General features: G+C 72.3%; 14 protein-coding genes. 8 read left to right on the top strand and 6 right to left on the bottom strand.

The features are described 5' to 3' along the window. Nucleotides 1-24: 24 nt before the first annotated feature. The 5 genes from dnaK (at nt 25) to ACZ6EM_RS06205 (ending at nt 5,510) form a co-directional block, all read left to right on the top strand. On the top strand, nt 25-1,866 hold the full coding sequence (gene dnaK / locus ACZ6EM_RS06225) for a molecular chaperone DnaK (RefSeq protein WP_359897741.1): 1,842 nt from the start codon (nt 25-27) through the stop codon (nt 1,864-1,866). Then, nucleotides 1,863-2,483: a nucleotide exchange factor GrpE gene (gene grpE / locus ACZ6EM_RS06220; RefSeq protein ID WP_359897740.1), complete on the top strand. Its 621-nt coding sequence runs from the start codon at nt 1,863-1,865 to the stop codon at nt 2,481-2,483. Before dnaK ends, grpE begins: the two co-directional genes overlap by 4 nt. A gap of 146 nt (nt 2,484-2,629) precedes the next feature. After that, nucleotides 2,630-3,796 (top strand): molecular chaperone DnaJ, encoded by a 1,167-nt coding sequence (dnaJ, locus tag ACZ6EM_RS06215; protein ID WP_401048555.1) that lies wholly within the window; start codon nt 2,630-2,632, stop codon nt 3,794-3,796. Between the two features lie 16 nt (nt 3,797-3,812). Further along, entirely contained in the window at nt 3,813-4,343 is a 531-nt protein-coding gene (locus ACZ6EM_RS06210) for a heat shock protein transcriptional repressor HspR (protein WP_465771924.1), read from the top strand. Nucleotides 4,344-4,520: 177 nt separating this feature from the next. Continuing rightward, nucleotides 4,521-5,510 carry a hypothetical protein gene (locus tag ACZ6EM_RS06205; protein WP_401052664.1) on the top strand — a complete coding sequence of 330 codons (990 nt, stop codon included), beginning with the start codon at nt 4,521-4,523 and terminating at the stop codon, nt 5,508-5,510. Nucleotides 5,511-5,594: 84 nt separating this feature from the next. On the opposite strand, the gene ACZ6EM_RS06200 is transcribed toward ACZ6EM_RS06205, so the two are convergent. After that, nucleotides 5,595-5,780, bottom strand: a complete 186-nt coding sequence (locus tag ACZ6EM_RS06200) for a hypothetical protein (protein ID WP_465771817.1) — start codon at nt 5,778-5,780, stop codon at nt 5,595-5,597. A 307-nt stretch (nt 5,781-6,087) separates the two neighbouring features. On the opposite strand from ACZ6EM_RS06200, the gene ACZ6EM_RS06195 reads away from it, so the two are divergent. Beyond that, entirely contained in the window at nt 6,088-6,705 is a 618-nt protein-coding gene (locus ACZ6EM_RS06195) for a TIR domain-containing protein (RefSeq protein ID WP_143204511.1), read from the top strand. A gap of 7 nt (nt 6,706-6,712) precedes the next feature. Here the strand turns inward: ACZ6EM_RS06195 and ACZ6EM_RS06190 are convergent, their stop codons facing one another. From ACZ6EM_RS06190 to ACZ6EM_RS06175, 4 genes are all read right to left on the bottom strand, one after another. Beyond that, the gene (locus ACZ6EM_RS06190; RefSeq protein ID WP_465771816.1) at nt 6,713-7,339 is read right to left on the bottom strand and encodes a hypothetical protein; all 627 of its coding nucleotides are present in this window, start codon (nt 7,337-7,339) and stop codon (nt 6,713-6,715) included. Then, nucleotides 7,332-8,327: a LuxR C-terminal-related transcriptional regulator gene (locus tag ACZ6EM_RS06185; RefSeq protein WP_465771815.1), complete on the bottom strand. Its 996-nt coding sequence runs from the start codon at nt 8,325-8,327 to the stop codon at nt 7,332-7,334. The genes ACZ6EM_RS06190 and ACZ6EM_RS06185 overlap by 8 nt, the downstream gene beginning before the upstream one ends. Further along, nucleotides 8,317-9,306 carry a helix-turn-helix domain-containing protein gene (locus ACZ6EM_RS06180; protein WP_465771814.1) on the bottom strand — a complete coding sequence of 330 codons (990 nt, stop codon included), beginning with the start codon at nt 9,304-9,306 and terminating at the stop codon, nt 8,317-8,319. The genes ACZ6EM_RS06185 and ACZ6EM_RS06180 overlap by 11 nt, the downstream gene beginning before the upstream one ends. A gap of 650 nt (nt 9,307-9,956) precedes the next feature. Next, on the bottom strand, nt 9,957-11,066 hold the full coding sequence (locus ACZ6EM_RS06175) for a TDT family transporter (RefSeq protein WP_401056117.1): 1,110 nt from the start codon (nt 11,064-11,066) through the stop codon (nt 9,957-9,959). A 71-nt stretch (nt 11,067-11,137) separates the two neighbouring features. Here ACZ6EM_RS06175 and ACZ6EM_RS06170 point away from each other — a divergent pair, with 71 nt between their 5' ends. Further along, a complete protein-coding gene (locus tag ACZ6EM_RS06170; RefSeq protein ID WP_452178178.1) occupies nt 11,138-12,064 on the top strand; it encodes a LysR family transcriptional regulator in 927 nt (308 codons plus the stop codon). A 98-nt stretch (nt 12,065-12,162) separates the two neighbouring features. Further along, nucleotides 12,163-14,769, top strand: coding sequence for an ATP-dependent chaperone ClpB (gene clpB, locus ACZ6EM_RS06165; protein ID WP_401054330.1), 2,607 nt, complete (start codon nt 12,163-12,165; stop codon nt 14,767-14,769). A 61-nt stretch (nt 14,770-14,830) separates the two neighbouring features. On the opposite strand, the gene ACZ6EM_RS06160 is transcribed toward clpB, so the two are convergent. Next, on the bottom strand, nt 14,831-15,115 hold the full coding sequence (locus ACZ6EM_RS06160) for a helix-turn-helix domain-containing protein (RefSeq protein ID WP_359897729.1): 285 nt from the start codon (nt 15,113-15,115) through the stop codon (nt 14,831-14,833). Nucleotides 15,116-15,439: the final 324 nt, after the last annotated feature.

Below are 15,439 nucleotides of genomic sequence, written 5' to 3'. Positions count from 1 at the left end.
AACTCTTCCGTGGAGGTATCTACGATGGCACGCGCGGTCGGCATCGACCTCGGTACGACGAACTCGGTCGTCAGCGTTCTGGAGGGTGGCGAGCCCACCGTCATCACCAACGCCGAGGGTGCGCGGACCACGCCGTCCGTCGTCGCCTTCGCCAAGAACGGCGAGGTTCTGGTCGGCGAGGTGGCCAAGCGCCAGGCGGTCACCAACGTCGACCGCACCATCCGCTCGGTCAAGCGCCACATGGGCACCGGGTGGAAGATCAACATCGATGGCAAGGACTTCAACCCCCAGCAGATCTCGGCCTTCGTGCTGCAGAAGCTGAAGCGGGACGCCGAGGCGTACCTGGGCGAGACCGTCACCGACGCCGTCATCACCGTCCCGGCGTACTTCAACGACTCCGAGCGCCAGGCCACCAAGGAGGCCGGTGAGATCGCGGGCCTCAACGTCCTGCGCATCGTCAACGAGCCGACCGCGGCCGCCCTCGCGTACGGCCTGGACAAGGACGACCAGACCATCCTGGTCTTCGACCTCGGCGGCGGCACCTTCGACGTCTCCCTCCTGGAGATCGGCGACGGGGTCGTCGAGGTGAAGGCCACCAACGGTGACAACCACCTCGGTGGTGACGACTGGGACCAGCGCGTCGTCGACCACCTGGTCAAGGTCTTCCAGGCCGGCCACGGCGTCGACCTGTCCAAGGACAAGATGGCCCTGCAGCGTCTGCGCGAGGCCTCCGAGAAGGCGAAGATCGAGCTGTCCTCGTCCTCCGAGACCTCGATCAACCTGCCGTACATCACGGCCTCCGCCGAGGGCCCGCTGCACCTGGACGAGAAGCTCACCCGCGCCCAGTTCCAGCAGCTGACCGCGGACCTGCTGGAGCGCTGCAAGGTCCCGTTCCACAACGTCATCAAGGACGCCGGCATCTCGCTCTCCGAGATCGACCACGTCGTCCTCGTCGGCGGCTCGACCCGCATGCCGGCCGTCGCCGAGCTCGTCAAGGAGCTGACCGGCGGCCAGGACGCCAACAAGGGCGTCAACCCGGACGAGGTCGTCGCCATCGGCGCCGCGCTCCAGGCCGGTGTCCTCAAGGGCGAGGTCAAGGACGTCCTGCTGCTCGACGTCACCCCGCTGTCCCTCGGCATCGAGACCAAGGGCGGCATCATGACCAAGCTGATCGAGCGCAACACCACGATCCCGACCAAGCGCTCCGAGATCTTCACCACGGCCGAGGACAACCAGCCGTCCGTGCAGATCCAGGTCTACCAGGGCGAGCGCGAGATCGCCGCGTACAACAAGAAGCTCGGCATGTTCGAGCTGACCGGCCTGCCGCCGGCGCCGCGCGGCCTGCCGCAGATCGAGGTCACCTTCGACATCGACGCCAACGGCATCATGCACGTCGGCGCCAAGGACCTCGGCACCGGCAAGGAGCAGAAGATGACCGTCACCGGCGGCTCCTCGCTGCCGAAGGACGAGGTCGACCGCATGCGCCGCGAGGCCGAGCAGTACGCCGAGGACGACCACAAGCGCCGCGAGGCCGTGGAGACCCGCAACTCCGCCGAGCAGCTCGTCTACTCGACCGAGAAGTTCATCGCCGACAACGCCGACAAGCTGCCGGGCGACGTCAAGACCGAGGTCGAGACCGCCATCGGCGAGCTCAAGGAGGCCCTGAAGGGCGAGGACATCGCGAAGATCCGCGAGGCCTCGGAGAAGGTCTCCACCACCGCGCAGAAGCTCGGCCAGGCGCTGTACGCCAACGCCGACGCCGCTGCCGGTGCCGCCCCCTCCGGTGACTCCGCCCAGGCCAAGGACGACGACGTCGTCGACGCCGAGATCGTGGACGACGAGAAGCCCAAGGGCGGTGCGGCATGACGGACAAGCCGCAGGGCGGTAAGCCCGGCGACGACTCCGCCGCCGAAGAGGCCGTGATCAAGGCTGCCGAGGAGGCCGCCGCGGCCGGCACCGGGGAATCCGGGTCGGACGACCTCGCCACCGCCAAGCGCGAGCTCGCCGAGCGCACCGGTGACCTCCAGCGCCTCCAGGCCGAGTACCAGAACTACCGCAAGCGCGTCGAGCGCGACCGGCTGACCGTCCGCGAGATCGCCGTCTCCAACATCCTGGAGTCGCTGATCCCGGTCCTGGACGACATCGGCCGCGCCCGCGAGCACGGCGAGGTCACGGGCGGCTTCAAGTCCGTCGCCGAGTCGCTGGAGACGGTCGTCGCCAAGCTGGGCCTGCAGCAGTTCGGCAAGGAGGGCGAGCCCTTCGACCCGACCATGCACGAGGCGCTGATGCACAGCTACTCCTCGGACGTCACCGAGGACACCTGCGTGCAGATCCTCCAGCCCGGCTACCGCATCGGCGAGCGGATCATCCGCCCGGCGATGGTGGCCGTCGCGGAGCCCCAGCCCGGCAGCCAGGCGTCCTCCCCGGACGCCGAGCCGAAGTCCGCCGACGCGGACAAGTCCGACGGTGGCTCGGACAGCTGACAACCTGTGACAGCTGACAACCAGTGCGCTGCGGAGTCGTACGCCGGCCAGTACGGCGGCCGGCTCCGCAGCGCTCTGTCAGCAGCCGTTTGCTCACCGGCTGTTGACAGCACAGTGACGATGGACATCGGGAGGTGGCGGAAGCCATGAGTGGCAAGGACTTTGTCGAGAAGGACTACTACAAGGTCCTCGGCGTGCCCAAGGACGCCACCGCCACCGAGATCAAGAAGACCTACCGCAAGCTCGCGCGCGAGTTCCACCCCGACGCCAACAAGGGTGACTCCAAGGCCGAGGAGCGGTTCAAGGACATCTCCGAGGCGTACGACGTCCTCTCCGACGAGAAGCGCCGCAAGGAGTACGACGAGGCCCGCAGCCTCTTCGCCAACGGCGGCTTCCGGGCCGGCGGCGGCCCCGGCGGCAACGGCAGCTACAGCTTCGACTTCGGCGACCTCTTCAGCGGCAGCCAGGGCGGCGCCGGCCAGGCCGGCGGCGGCCTCGGCGACGTGTTCGGCGGCCTCTTCAACCGCGGCGGCACCCGGCAGGCCCAGCCCCGGCGCGGCGCCGACGTCGAGACCGAGGTGACGCTCTCCTTCGAGGAGGCGGTGGACGGCGCGACCGTCCCGCTGCGGATGACCAGCCAGGCCCCCTGCCGAGGGTGCAACGGCACCGGCGCCAAGTCCGGCACCACCCCGCGGGTCTGTCCGACCTGCGTCGGCGCGGGCACCGTCAGCCGCGGCCAGGGCGCCTTCGCCCTCTCCGAGCCGTGCAAGGACTGCCGCGGCCGGGGCATGATCGTCGACGACCCGTGCCCCGACTGCCACGGCAGCGGCCGGGCCAGCTCGGCCCGCACCATGCAGGTCCGGATCCCGGCCGGCGTCCAGGCCGACCAGCGCATCCGGCTCAAGGGCAAGGGCGCCCAGGGCGAGCGCGGCGGGCAGCCCGGCGACCTCTACGTGACCGTGCACGTCGACCCCCACCCGGTCTTCGGCCGCAAGGGCGACAACCTCACCGTCACCGTCCCGGTGGCCTTCCCCGAAGCCGCGCTCGGCGCCACCATCGAGGTGCCCACGCTGAACGGCCCGACCGTGAAGCTCAAGCTGCCCCCGGGCAGCGCCAACGGCCTCACCATGCGCGCCCGCGGCAAGGGCGCCACCCGCAAGGACGGCACCCGCGGCGACCTCCTCGTCACCGTCGAGGTCGTGGTGCCCCAGCACGTCACCGGCGACGCGCTGAACGCCCTTGAGCAGTACCGCGAGGCCACCGCCTCCGACGATCCGCGCGCCGCCCTGTTCCGGGCGGCGAAGGGAGCGTGACGACCAGATGTCCCCGATGTCCCCGATGAACCCGATCGACCCCGACACCCCGATCGGCCCCGGCCTCGGCGGGGGCCTGCCCGGTGCCGGCCCCCGCCGCACCCGCCGCGCCGCCGCGGCCCCGCCGACGTACGTCCTCACCGAGGACACTCCGGTGTACGTCATCTCCGTGGCCGCCGAACTGTCCGGTCTGCACCCGCAGACCCTGCGTCAGTACGACCGCCTCGGCCTGGTCTGCCCCGACCGCACCGCCGGCCGCGGCCGCCGCTACTCCGCGCGCGACATCCAGCAGCTGCGCGAGGTCCAGCGGCTCTCCCAGGACGAGGGCATCAACCTGGCGGGCATCAAGCGGATCATCGAGCTGGAGAACCAGGTCACCGCCCTGCGGTCCCGGGTCGCGGAACTGGTCGACTCCCTGGAGGGCGCCGCCACCGCCCTCCAGCAGCGCGAGGCCGCCGTCCACGCGTCCTACCGGCGCGACCTCGTCCCGTACCAGCCCCCCACCCCGCAGTCCAGCGCCCTCGTCGTCTGGCGCCCCAAGCGCTGACCGAAGCACCCACCGGCCGCCGGCCCCTCCTCTCGGGGGGTGCCGGCGGCTGCCGTGCGGTGAGAGAGTGCGGTCGTATTCCCTCTCCGGGGGACTCACCAGATCTGGCATGCTAAAACTCGTTCAGCACCAGCGCTGATGGGACGCAGGTAGCACGGTAACGGCAAGGAGTCGCGAATGAGTGGACGAGAGCAACCCCTTGCCGCCAGCTTGACCATCCTCTCGCCAGAAGCACGAGAGCTATATCTCGCCGTCATCCGAGGAGACGGCAAACTGCCGTTGGACTCCGATGTCGACCAGGATGATCCCGCGCGGGACGAGCTGGTGAGGATCGGCCTTCTCATACCCGACAGTGATGATCCGAATGTTTTCGTGGCCGCCGACCCCGCGCAGCTCTCGACAAGCCTCAGCCATTCGTGGCAACGTCAGGCACTGGAACTCCTGTCACGCGCCGTATCGCTCCCCTCCGAACTGCAGGATCTGGCCCGGGAATTCCACACCCCGAAGCGGTCCGGAGGATCCATAGAGCATGTACGGGGGAAGGCGCTCATTCGGCAGCGGCTGGAGCAGTTCAGGGGTTCCGGGTTCGAGGAGGCCCTGGCGCTCCAACCTGGCGGCCCCCGGCAGCCGGATCTTCTCGCCGGAATGATCGCATACGATCTTGAGACGCTCCGCAGTGGGACGAAGATGCGGACGATCTACCACGCCAGTACCCGATACCACCAGCCGACCAGGGATTACGTCGCCACACTCGCCCAAGCCGGCGGCCAGTACCGCACTCTTGACGAGCCCTATACGCGGCTCATAGTGATGGACCGGCGCGTGGCGGTGATCCCGATCGACGATGACATGAGCCTCGCGGCCTTCATCTACGACCCGGCCGTCGTCGACTATCTTGCCAATGAGGTCTTCGAGCAGTACTGGAGCCGGGCCCTGGAATTCGAGGGCGACCGCACAGTGCCGCAGCAGGTCGTGTCACGCCTGCGTCAGACGATCATTGACCAGATGCTCGAAGGAACCAATCACCGAGTTATCGCGCGACGCCTTGGAATTAGCGAGCGGACACTGGCCAGACATATAGCCGAAATGCGAGACGACTACAAGGTCGACTCGCTATTCCAACTCGGATATGTCCTCGGCCGAAAGGCGCAGGAGACTTCCGACTGACTCGCCCAGCCGGCTTCAGGCGGGTCCGTTAATACTCTGGCACGCGGCCGTGCAGTTACCCGGCCGTGCAGTTACCGGCCGTGCTCACTGCCAGGAGATGTCGTCTGCGACGCTCACGGCGGCATTGACGGCAATCGCGTCGTGCGAGTCGGCAGCGCTCACGAGAGAGCCGGCACCGAGCACGGCGGCGACGGCAACCAATGAAAGCACAACCACGCGGACAAATTGGTGCATATCAGTCACGCCCTCACTTTTCTGGAGAATCGCCACTAGAAGCGTCAAGCAGGATAACGGTCCACATGGTGCCACGCCAGGGGGAGGCTGTCACCTGCTTCCGCATGCGGGGGTGTGCGTCATCTCTCTGCCAGTCATCCAGATGACACAGGCCAACCCTGGACGCGACACGGAGATGCGATGGACGATCAGTTCGCCCTCAATGGTCTCGGCAGGGCGCCACACCTTGCCAATGTACCGTCAAATACTAAACCGTTCAGCAGCGGCATCAGTCCACCGAGCAGACCACATCCAACGCATCGCCGACACTCACTCCCCCGGTCGGCCTTTCCCCGGAGTCGACATGACCGAGCCCTACCTGCGTCACCACGACAGCCAGGCCCCTGAGGGTCGGCGTGCACGTGTGTTCCTGGCCGCCCCGCTGATGCGACTGACCGGGCCGGCCGACAGCGTGGTGACCCTCGCCAGCCGGACGCGGCTGACGACGCTCCGCACCACCCTCCTGCGCAGCGGTGCCGCCGTGTACAGCGCGCACCACAGCGACGCCTGGACCATCTCCGGCCGCGCGCCGGAGCCCCGCGTCCCCTCCGACTTCCGCGCCCTCCAGTCCGCCGACCTCGTGTTCGCCTACGTCGGTGCCCCCCTCTCGGCCGGCGTGAGCCTGGAGCTCGGCTGGGCGTCGGCGCTGCGCAAGCCGATCGTCCTCCTGGTCGACGAGGCCATCACCCACAACCCGCTGATCGCCACCATCGAGCAGGTCGCCCCCGTCCTGCCGCTGGTCTTCGACGACACCTGGTCGCAGGAGGCCCTCAACCACACGGTCGAGACCGCGCTCGACTGGGCGGGCATGGCGCTCTCCCTGCGCGAGGGCTTCTGGACCGCCCCCGGCGAGCAGTTCAACGTCCCCCGGCAGCAGCCCGCCGTCCCCGGCTACTGGCCGACCGGCGCCGCCACCGGCTGAGCGGCGGCTACCCACCGGACTCCCCCGTCCGGGATCCCCGCATCCGCCGGCCCGACCGGAACAGCGCCTCCGCGTCGTACAGCTCACGCAGCCGGGCGATGTGACCGGCCACCGTGCGCTCGCTCAGCCCCGTCCGGTCGGCTGCTCGCCCGCTGCGTGAGGCCGCGGGCGAGCAGCCGACCGACCTGCTCGTGGGCGGCGGGCTCCATCGAAGTGGCCGCCGGGGCAACCCGATCCACGACCTGCGCCTGCTGCCACTGTTGTTCGAAGACCCCGACCGGGTAGGCCGGCATCGCGGGGCTTCGACGAGAGCGACGACCGTGTTGTCGGGAGCCGCCGGGATCACGGCCACGGTGGGGTCGAAGACCAGGAAACGGGTGAAGGGACGGTCCAGTACCCGGATCGCGCAGCCGAGTCCGGTGGCTCCTGCCGCGCAGTCGACCGCCCGGGGATCCATCGCGCTGTACGAACCGTCCACCAACTGCGGTACCGGCAGCCCGAGTTCCACCAGCCGTTGGAGCGCCGACCCGTCCTCCGCGCCGACTTCGGCCGCCCGCACCCGACCGCCCTCGCGCAGGACGGCGGGGTGGAGGGCGCGGGCGGCGGTGAACGGGGTGGCGGGCGTGTCAGTCATGGTGCTCGCCCCGCAGCCGCCAGCCGAGGTGGAAGAGGGTGTGGGCGCCGTAGCGGTCGCGCAGCCGGGAGATGTGGGCGGCGACGGTGCGTTCGCTCACGCCCAGCCGGGTGGCGACGGCCCGTTGGGTGAGGCCGCGGGCGAGCAGCCGGCCGATCCGCACGGTGGTGACGGACGGCGGGTCGAGGTGGCGGCCGGCGGGGGTGGCGCGGGCCCAGTCGCGTTCGAACCGGGCGGCGAGGTAGGCGACGGTGGTGGGGTCGGTGAGGAAGGCGGCCCGGCTGAGGTCCTCGGCGGCGGGGATGACGGCCACCGCGCGGTCGAAGACCAGCAGCCGCTCGTAGGGCTCGGCGAGGACCCTCACCTGGGCGCCCTGCCCGGTGCGCAGGACGACCTGGCTCCGCACGGCGGCGTCGGCGAGGGTGACCGGCTGGTAGAGGGTGCGCAGCGAGCAGCCGCGGCGGAGCAGCGAGAGGTCCTGGGCGAGGGCCATCCGGAGTCCTTCGAGCGGCCGCGGTCCGGGCTGGGCGGCCAGGACCTCCTCCCGGCACTCCGAGACGAGTTCGCTGACCCGCCCGCGGACCTCGGCGGCGCCGAGGACGGTGCCGCCGAGGGCGACGGCCGGGGAGCCTGTGGCCGGGGAGCCCACAGAACCAACGGCCCGGGAACCGACCGCCGGCGGCCCCCCGACCGGGCTGCGCGCCTCGTCGTAGGCGCGGGACAGCGGCCCGAGGGTGCCCGGGAGCCGCTCGGCGTGCCGCAGCAGGCGGACGGCGCGGGTGCGCAGTTCGAGGCCGATCCGGTCGCCGAGGGCGCGCGGGCTGGCGGCGGTCCAGCCGGTGGCGGTGGGGGTGAGCAGGCCGCGGGCGACGAGGGCGGCCAGGGTGGGTCGGTCGGCGGGGGCGAGGTCCTCGGGGCGCAGCCGGCCGCCGCCCCGGACGGCGGCGAGGTAGAGGGCCCGCTCGGCCGGGCCCGGCTCATCGGTCATCGCGGGCGCCTCGCATCAGCCAGCCGAGCTGGAAGAGGGTCTGCGCGCCGTAGCGGTCGCGCAGCCGGGAGATGTGGGCGGCGACGGTGCGTTCGCTCACGCCCAGCCGGGTGGCGACGGCGCGCTGGGTGAGGCCGCGGGCGAGCAGCCTTCCGACCCGGTCGGGGATGGTGCGGGCGGTTGCCTGGCCGAGGGCGGCGGCCTCGGCGGTGTCGGCGCGCGCCCAGTCGCGTTCGAAGGTGCCGACCAGGTAGGTGATGGTGGCCGGGTCGGTGATGAAGGCGGCGGTGCTGTTGTCGTCGTTGGCGGAGATCACGGCGACGGAGCGGTCGAAGACGATCAGCCGCTGGAAGGGCTCGTCGAGCACCCGGATGAGCGAGCCGTGCCGGATGACCTCCTCGGCGTAGGCGAGGGCGGGCGGGTCGGCGAGCGCGACCGGCTGGTAGATGGTGCGCAGCGAGCAGCCGCGCTGGAGCAGTTGGACGTCCTGGAGGAGGGCGACCTGGAGGGTGTCGGCGGGCCGGTGGCCGGGCTGGGCGGTGAGGACCTCGGAGCGGCAGTCGGAGACCAGTTGGGAGATCCGCTGGCGGATGTGGACGTGCCCCTCGACGTGGACGGCGCCGCCGGCCCGGTCGGTCGGGCGGGGCATCGCGTCGTAGGCCCGGGTGAGGCCGTCCAGGGCGCCCGGGAGGTTCTCCGCGCGGACCAGCAGCCGGGTGGCCTCGCTGCGCAGTTCGGCGCCGAGGCGGTCGCTGACCGAGCGCGGGCTGACCGCGGTGTAGCAGCGGTCCATCCGGTTGACCATCAACAGGCCGATGTCGATGAGTTGTTGGAGCGCTCCCCGGTCGACGTCGGCGACCTCGCCGGTGGGGACGCGGCCGCCCTCGGCGATGATGGCCAGGTAGAGCTGCCGGGCGGCCTCGTCGGGCTCCTCGCCCACGGGCCCGTGGTGCGGTGTGACCGCCGGTTCCGCCGTCACGTCGCACTCTCCCTGCCGGACGCCTCTCCCCTGGTCTGCCCGTGCTCCCCGCCGCACGAGCCGTGGCACCGGTGGGCCCGGCGGGCTCACGGTGCCGGTGGGCCGGTACGGCGTGATCATGGATCAGGCGGTCACGGTACCGGGTGGGACGGCGGACCCCGGGCCCGGGTGCCGTCGCACGCCGGGTCGTCCGGGGGCCGCCATCGGTACGCCAGTCAAGGCGCTCCCGTCGAGGCGGAGCAGCAACGCCTCGACGGGTCCGGTCCGGGGGCCATCACCACACATGGGCCCCGGCCCGGCGCTCTTCCCCCCCATTCCACCGGCGCGGGATGTCGCACCTGCGGTCAGCATCGAAGAGCGAGTCGCCACCATCGGGCTGCGGTTGCCCGGACGACTTGGCGTGTCTCCACCCTCACAGCGTGACGGCCGGTGAACAAGTGCCGCCCGAGTGCATGTTCGCGCAATTGCAGCTACCTGCATCCGGCCGCGGGCGCGACGGTCCGGACGGCGGGGTGGATTCCGGTGGAACCGGGGCGGGCCGGGGGCGTCGGCACCACCCGGCAGCGCCGTTGCCCGGCCGTGCGCGTTCCTGCACCGGCCGCATGCTCCTGAGCTGCGCGTTCACGCAGGCCCGGGGGTCCGGCGCCGCCTCAGCGGGCCAGCAGCCGGCCCCGTGCCAGCCCGGCGGCGGTGCCGCCCGCGGCGAGCACCCAGGCGAGCGCCAGCAGCAGGTACAGGCCGACGGCCAGGCCGCTGAAGCCCCCGAAGCCGGTGTGCCGGGCGAGCGCGGAGGCTCCGGTGACGCAGGTGCCGACCGGGAAGGTGTACGCCCACCAGGTCATCGCGAACGGCATCCCGGCCCGCCGGGCCCGCAGGTTGGCGGTGAGCGCGACGGCCAGCCAGAGCATGGCGACGCCGATCACCGCCACGCCGTACAGCTCGGCGAGGTCGGCCATGGCGGGCGCCAGCGCGGGCAGCACCGGGCGGGCGGCGTCGGCGAGCTGGTGGACCGCGGTGACGGACTGGCCGAGCGGGCCGAGCACCAGGAACAGCGAGGGGGTGAGCGCCAGGGCGGGCAGCTTGCTGTGGAGCAGCCCGGTGAACACCACCGGCAGCAGCACCAGGGTGGCCAGCAGGCCGACCCCGAACAGCGCCCAGCAGCCGTACAGCATGGCCTGCTGGGCCGTCCCGGCCGGCAGGTGGGGGACGAGCGCGGGGCCGCAGGCGGAGGCGACCAGCGGGGCGACCACGGGCAGCAGCCAGGTCGGGTTGGCCTCCAGGGCGGAGAGCCGGTGCCGGGTGATCATCAGGTACGGGATGCCGCCGGCCACGGCCAGCGCGTACAGGGTGCCGAGGCTCCACAGCACCGCGTCCAGGGCGACCGCCGGGCCGGTGCCGATGACCCGGGAGCCGAGCAGTAGGGTGCCCAGCCCGACCGCCAGCAGCGCCATCGGCGGGCAGCCGTAGAAGACCGCGGTGGCCGGGTTGTCCAGCAGCTGGGCGCGGGCCGCCTCGCGGTGCCGGGTCAGGTGGACCAGCCGGGCTCCGGCCAGCACCAGCAGGGCGGCCAGCGCGAGCGCCCACATCGCCTCGCCGAAGGCGGTCAGCCCGGGCGGCCGCACCGGCAGCACGGCGGCGCCGTTCGCCAGGATCGCGGTGCCCATCACGGCGGCGTACCAGTTGGGGCCGAGTTGGGCGAGGTCGGGCCGGCGGCGGACGGCGGGGCGGGCGAGGGGGCGGATACCGGCCAAAGTGGACATGTCCCCACCGTCGCCCGGAAGGCCGGGCGGCCGGTAGCGCCGGGGCTTCTATGGGGGCATAGCCTGAACCTATGGCCCTCTCCCCGCACGTCCCCGAACTCGGCGCCCTGGAACTGCTGCTCGCGGTGGCCCGGCTGGGCAGTGTCGGACGGGCGGCGGCCGAGCTGGGCGTCACCCAGCCGACCGCCAGTGCCCGGATCAAGGGCATGGAGCGGCAGGTCGGCGTCCCGCTGCTGGACCGCTCGCCCCGGGGCAGCCGGCCGACCGAGGCGGGCCGGCTGGTGGTCGAGTGGGCCCGGCAGGTGGTGGAGGCGGCGCAGGCGCTGGACGCCGGGATCGACGCGCTGCGCGAGCGGCGGGACGCCAAGCTGCGGGTGGTGGCCAGTCTGACGGTCGCCGAGTACCTGATGCCCGGCTGGCTGCTGGGCCTGTCCGAGGCCAGCCCGGGGACGGCGGTGACGCTGCGGACGGCGAACTCGGCGGAGGTCGCCGGGCACGTCCTGGACGGGGACGCCGATCTCGGCTTCGTCGAGGGCCCCACCACCCCGCCCGGGCTGGCCGGCGTGGTGGTGGCCGCCGACCGGCTGGTGGTCGTGGTGGCGCCCGGGCACCCGTGGGCGCGCCGCCGCGCCCCGCTGACCGGGGCCGAGCTGGCGGCCACCCCGCTGGCGCTGCGCGAGCCCGGCTCGGGCACCCGGGAGGTGCTGGAGATGGCCCTGCGGCCGTACGGGGGCGTGGCGCGGCCCCGGATGGAGCTGGCCTCGTCCACCGCGCTGAAGGCGGCGGCGATGACCGGGGCGGGGCCGGTCTGCCTGAGCGAGCTGGCGGTGACGGAGGAGCTGGCCACCCGGCGGCTGGTCGAGGTGCCGCTGGTGGCGGAGCTGGACCTGCGGCGGCCGCTGCGCGCGGTCTGGCCGGCCGGGCAGCGGCCGGGCGGGCCGGCCCGGGAGCTGCTGGGGCTGACCCGGCGGTCGGTCACACGTTCGCCGAGAAGTTGAGACGGAAGCGGGAAACAGAAAGTTGAGCGGAATAGACTCAAGTTAGTGCATGCTGTACGCAGCAGTAGTGAAGGACGACGAGGGAGGACCCCCCAGCAGTGGACGCCAGCAAGTTCACCACCAAGACGCAGGACGCCCTGTCCGCCGCGATCCGGCAGGCGGGCACGGCCGGCAACCCGGACGTCAGGCCGGTGCACATCCTGATCGCCCTGCTGGAGCAGCCCGAGGGCATCGCCCGGCCCCTGCTGGAGGCGGTCGGGGCCGACGTCGCCCGGGTCGACGCCGAGGCCCGCCGCCAGGCGGCCGCGCTGCCCAGCGCGATGGGCTCGACGGTCGCCGCGCCCCAGCTCGCCCGGGACACCGTCGCGGTGCTCACCGAGGCCGGCAGGCGCGCGAACGACCTGGACGACCAGTACGTCTCCACCGAGCACCTGATGGTCGGCCTGGCCGCCGAGGGCGGCCAGGTGGCCGAACTGCTGGCGCACCAGGGTGCCGCGCCGAAGGCGCTGCTCGCCGCGTTCAAGGACGTCCGCGGCAGCGGCCGGGTCACCTCACCGGACCCGGAGGGCACCTACAAGGCGCTGGAGAAGTACGGCACCGACCTCACCCAGGCCGCCCGGGACGGCAAGCTCGACCCGGTGATCGGCCGCGACCACGAGATCCGCCGGGTGGTCCAGGTGCTCTCCCGCCGGACGAAGAACAACCCGGTGCTGATCGGCGAGCCGGGCGTCGGCAAGACCGCCGTGGTCGAGGGCCTGGCCCAGCGCATCGTGGCCGGCGACGTGCCGGAGTCGCTGCGCGGCAAGCGGCTGGTCGCGCTGGACCTCAGCGCGATGGTCGCGGGCGCCAAGTTCCGCGGCGAGTTCGAGGAGCGGCTGAAGGCCGTCCTGAACGACATCAAGGCCTCCGACGGCCAGGTCGTCACCTTCATCGACGAGCTGCACACCATGGTCGGCGCGGGCGCCGGCGGCGACTCCGCGATGGACGCGGGCAACATGCTCAAGCCGATGCTGGCCCGCGGCGAGCTGCGGATGGTCGGCGCCACCACGCTGGACGAGTACCGCGAGCGGATCGAGAAGGACCCGGCCCTGGAGCGCCGCTTCCAGCAGGTGCTGGTCGGCGAGCCCAGCGTGGAGGACTCGATCGCCATCCTGCGCGGCCTCAAGGGCCGGTACGAGGCGCACCACAAGGTGCAGATCTCGGACGCCGCCCTGGTCGCCGCGGCCACCCTGTCCAACCGCTACATCACCTCCCGCTTCCTGCCCGACAAGGCGATCGACCTGGTCGACGAGGCGGCCTCCCGGCTGCGGATGGAGATCGACTCCTCCCCGGTCGAGATCGACGAACTCCAGCGCTCCGTGGACCGGTTGCGGATGGAGGAACTGGCCCTGGAGAAGGAGTCGGACCCGGCCTCGGTGGACCGTCTGGCCCGGCTGCGGCGCGATCTCGCCGACCGGAACGAGCAGTTGAGCGTGCTGACGGCGCGCTGGGAGCAGGAGAAGAAGAGCCTCAACCGGGTCGGCGAGCTCAAGGAGCGGCTGGACGACCTCCAGGGCGCGCTCGAACGCGCCCAGCGCGACGGGGACTTCGAGCGGGCGTCCAAGCTGATGTACGCCGAGATCCCGGCCGCCGAGGCGGAGCTCGCCGAGGCACAGGAGCGCGCCGCAGGCCAGGACACCTCCGCCTCGATGGTCAAGGAGGAGGTCGGCCCGGACGACGTGGCCGACGTGGTCTCCTCCTGGACGGGCATCCCGGCCGGCCGGCTGCTGGAGGGCGAGAGCGCCAAACTCCTGCGCATGGAGGAGGAGTTGGGCCGACGCCTGATCGGCCAGCAGGAGGCCGTGCAGGCCGTCTCGGACGCGGTGCGGCGCACCCGCTCCGGCGTCGCCGACCCGGACCGCCCGACCGGCTCCTTCCTGTTCCTCGGCCCGACCGGTGTCGGCAAGACCGAACTCGCCAAGGCCCTGGCCGACTTCCTGTTCGACGACGAGCGGGCGATGGTCCGGATCGACATGAGCGAGTACGGCGAGAAGCACACGGTCTCCCGCCTGGTCGGCGCCCCGCCCGGGTACGTCGGCTACGAGGAGGGCGGCCAGCTCACCGAGGCCGTCCGCCGCCGCCCGTACAGCGTGGTGCTGCTGGACGAGGTGGAGAAGGCGCACCCGGAGGTCTTCGACGTCCTGCTCCAGGTGCTGGACGACGGGCGGCTCACCGACGGGCAGGGCCGCACGGTGGACTTCCGCAACGCCATCCTGATCCTCACCTCCAACCTGGGCAGCCAGTACCTGGTGGACCCGGCCACCCCGGAGGAACGCAAGCGGGAGCTGGTGCTGGGCGCCGTCCGGTCCGCGTTCAAGCCGGAGTTCCTCAACCGGCTGGACGACATCGTGGTCTTCGAGCCGCTGGGCACCGGCGAGCTGAGCCGGATCGTCGACCTCCAGGTGGCCCGCCTGGGCGAGCGGCTGCGGGAGCGGCGGCTCACCCTGGAGGTCTCCGCGGCCGCCCGCGACTGGCTGGCGCTCACCGGCTACGACCCGGCGTACGGCGCCCGCCCGCTGCGCCGGCTGGTGCAGTCCGCGATCGGCGACCAGCTGGCCCGGGCGATCCTGTCCGGCGCGGTGCACGACGGGGACACCGTCCTGGTCGAGCGGGACGAGGCGGGCGACCGCCTGACCGTCCGCGGCCGGGGGCCGCTGGAGAAGTAGCACCGCCGGGCGTCCGGCACCCGGGCCGCCCCCTCCGCTCCGGCGGCGGGGGCGGCCGCCGTCACTCCGCCGCCGCCCGTCGCAGCAGCCGCCGCGTCCGGTCCCGTCGGCTGCGCGCCAGCCGGTGCAGCTCGGCCACCTGGACGTCCGGCAGGCTCCAGGCCTGGGTCAGCAGTCTGAGCGTGGAAACCCGCGGACAGGACACCCCCCGCTCCAGGTCCCGGATCGACCGCACGCTCAGCCCGGTCGCCTCGCCCAGTTGCTCCTGCGTCATGCCCCGGTCCAGCCGGATGCTCCGCAGCAGCGCCCCGAGCGTCGCGCCGTCCCCCGTCGCCGCTCCACCCACTCCTGTTCCCCCCTCAATTTCGGACAGTCCACCTCAGGACAGCTCAACTCCCCCGGCCTGGCCGGGATTTGATCGAATCGAGTTCCGTCGCACGCTAACCGCATCCGGCCGGGACGGCAGCCGAACCAGCGCGCCGGGCGCGTGACGTGGCTCACGCGCGCCCCTCCGGGGGCCCACACCCCACCGGGGTTCCCACCCCCGGCCCGAGCCCCGCACACCCTCGGTGACCGACACCCGTCCCACCGCCGCCGGAACCGCCGGACGACGGCGGGAGGAGCGCCGGACGAAGATCGACGCGCCCCTCGGCCACCCCTGTGAGCGGAG

This window comes from Kitasatospora sp. NPDC041917 (assembly GCF_055589745.1).
The sequence above is the reverse complement of the archived record's forward strand: the minus strand, read 5'-3'. Positions and strand labels throughout refer to the sequence as shown.

What these genes read in the sequence shown, in the direction of transcription:
- dnaK (WP_359897741.1), top strand. Translation starts at nt 25, where the DNA reads ATGGCACGCGCGGTCGGCATCGACCTCGGTACGACGAACTCGGTCGTC.
- grpE (WP_359897740.1), top strand. Translation starts at nt 1,863, where the DNA reads ATGACGGACAAGCCGCAGGGCGGTAAGCCCGGCGACGACTCCGCCGCC.
- dnaJ (WP_401048555.1), top strand. Translation starts at nt 2,630, where the DNA reads ATGAGTGGCAAGGACTTTGTCGAGAAGGACTACTACAAGGTCCTCGGC.
- ACZ6EM_RS06210 (WP_465771924.1), top strand. Translation starts at nt 3,813, where the DNA reads ATGTCCCCGATGAACCCGATCGACCCCGACACCCCGATCGGCCCCGGC.
- ACZ6EM_RS06205 (WP_401052664.1), top strand. Translation starts at nt 4,521, where the DNA reads ATGAGTGGACGAGAGCAACCCCTTGCCGCCAGCTTGACCATCCTCTCG.
- ACZ6EM_RS06195 (WP_143204511.1), top strand. Translation starts at nt 6,088, where the DNA reads ATGACCGAGCCCTACCTGCGTCACCACGACAGCCAGGCCCCTGAGGGT.
- ACZ6EM_RS06190 (WP_465771816.1), bottom strand. Translation starts at nt 7,339, where the DNA reads ATGACTGACACGCCCGCCACCCCGTTCACCGCCGCCCGCGCCCTCCAC.
- ACZ6EM_RS06185 (WP_465771815.1), bottom strand. Translation starts at nt 8,327, where the DNA reads ATGACCGATGAGCCGGGCCCGGCCGAGCGGGCCCTCTACCTCGCCGCC.
- ACZ6EM_RS06175 (WP_401056117.1), bottom strand. Translation starts at nt 11,066, where the DNA reads ATGTCCACTTTGGCCGGTATCCGCCCCCTCGCCCGCCCCGCCGTCCGC.
- ACZ6EM_RS06170 (WP_452178178.1), top strand. Translation starts at nt 11,138, where the DNA reads ATGGCCCTCTCCCCGCACGTCCCCGAACTCGGCGCCCTGGAACTGCTG.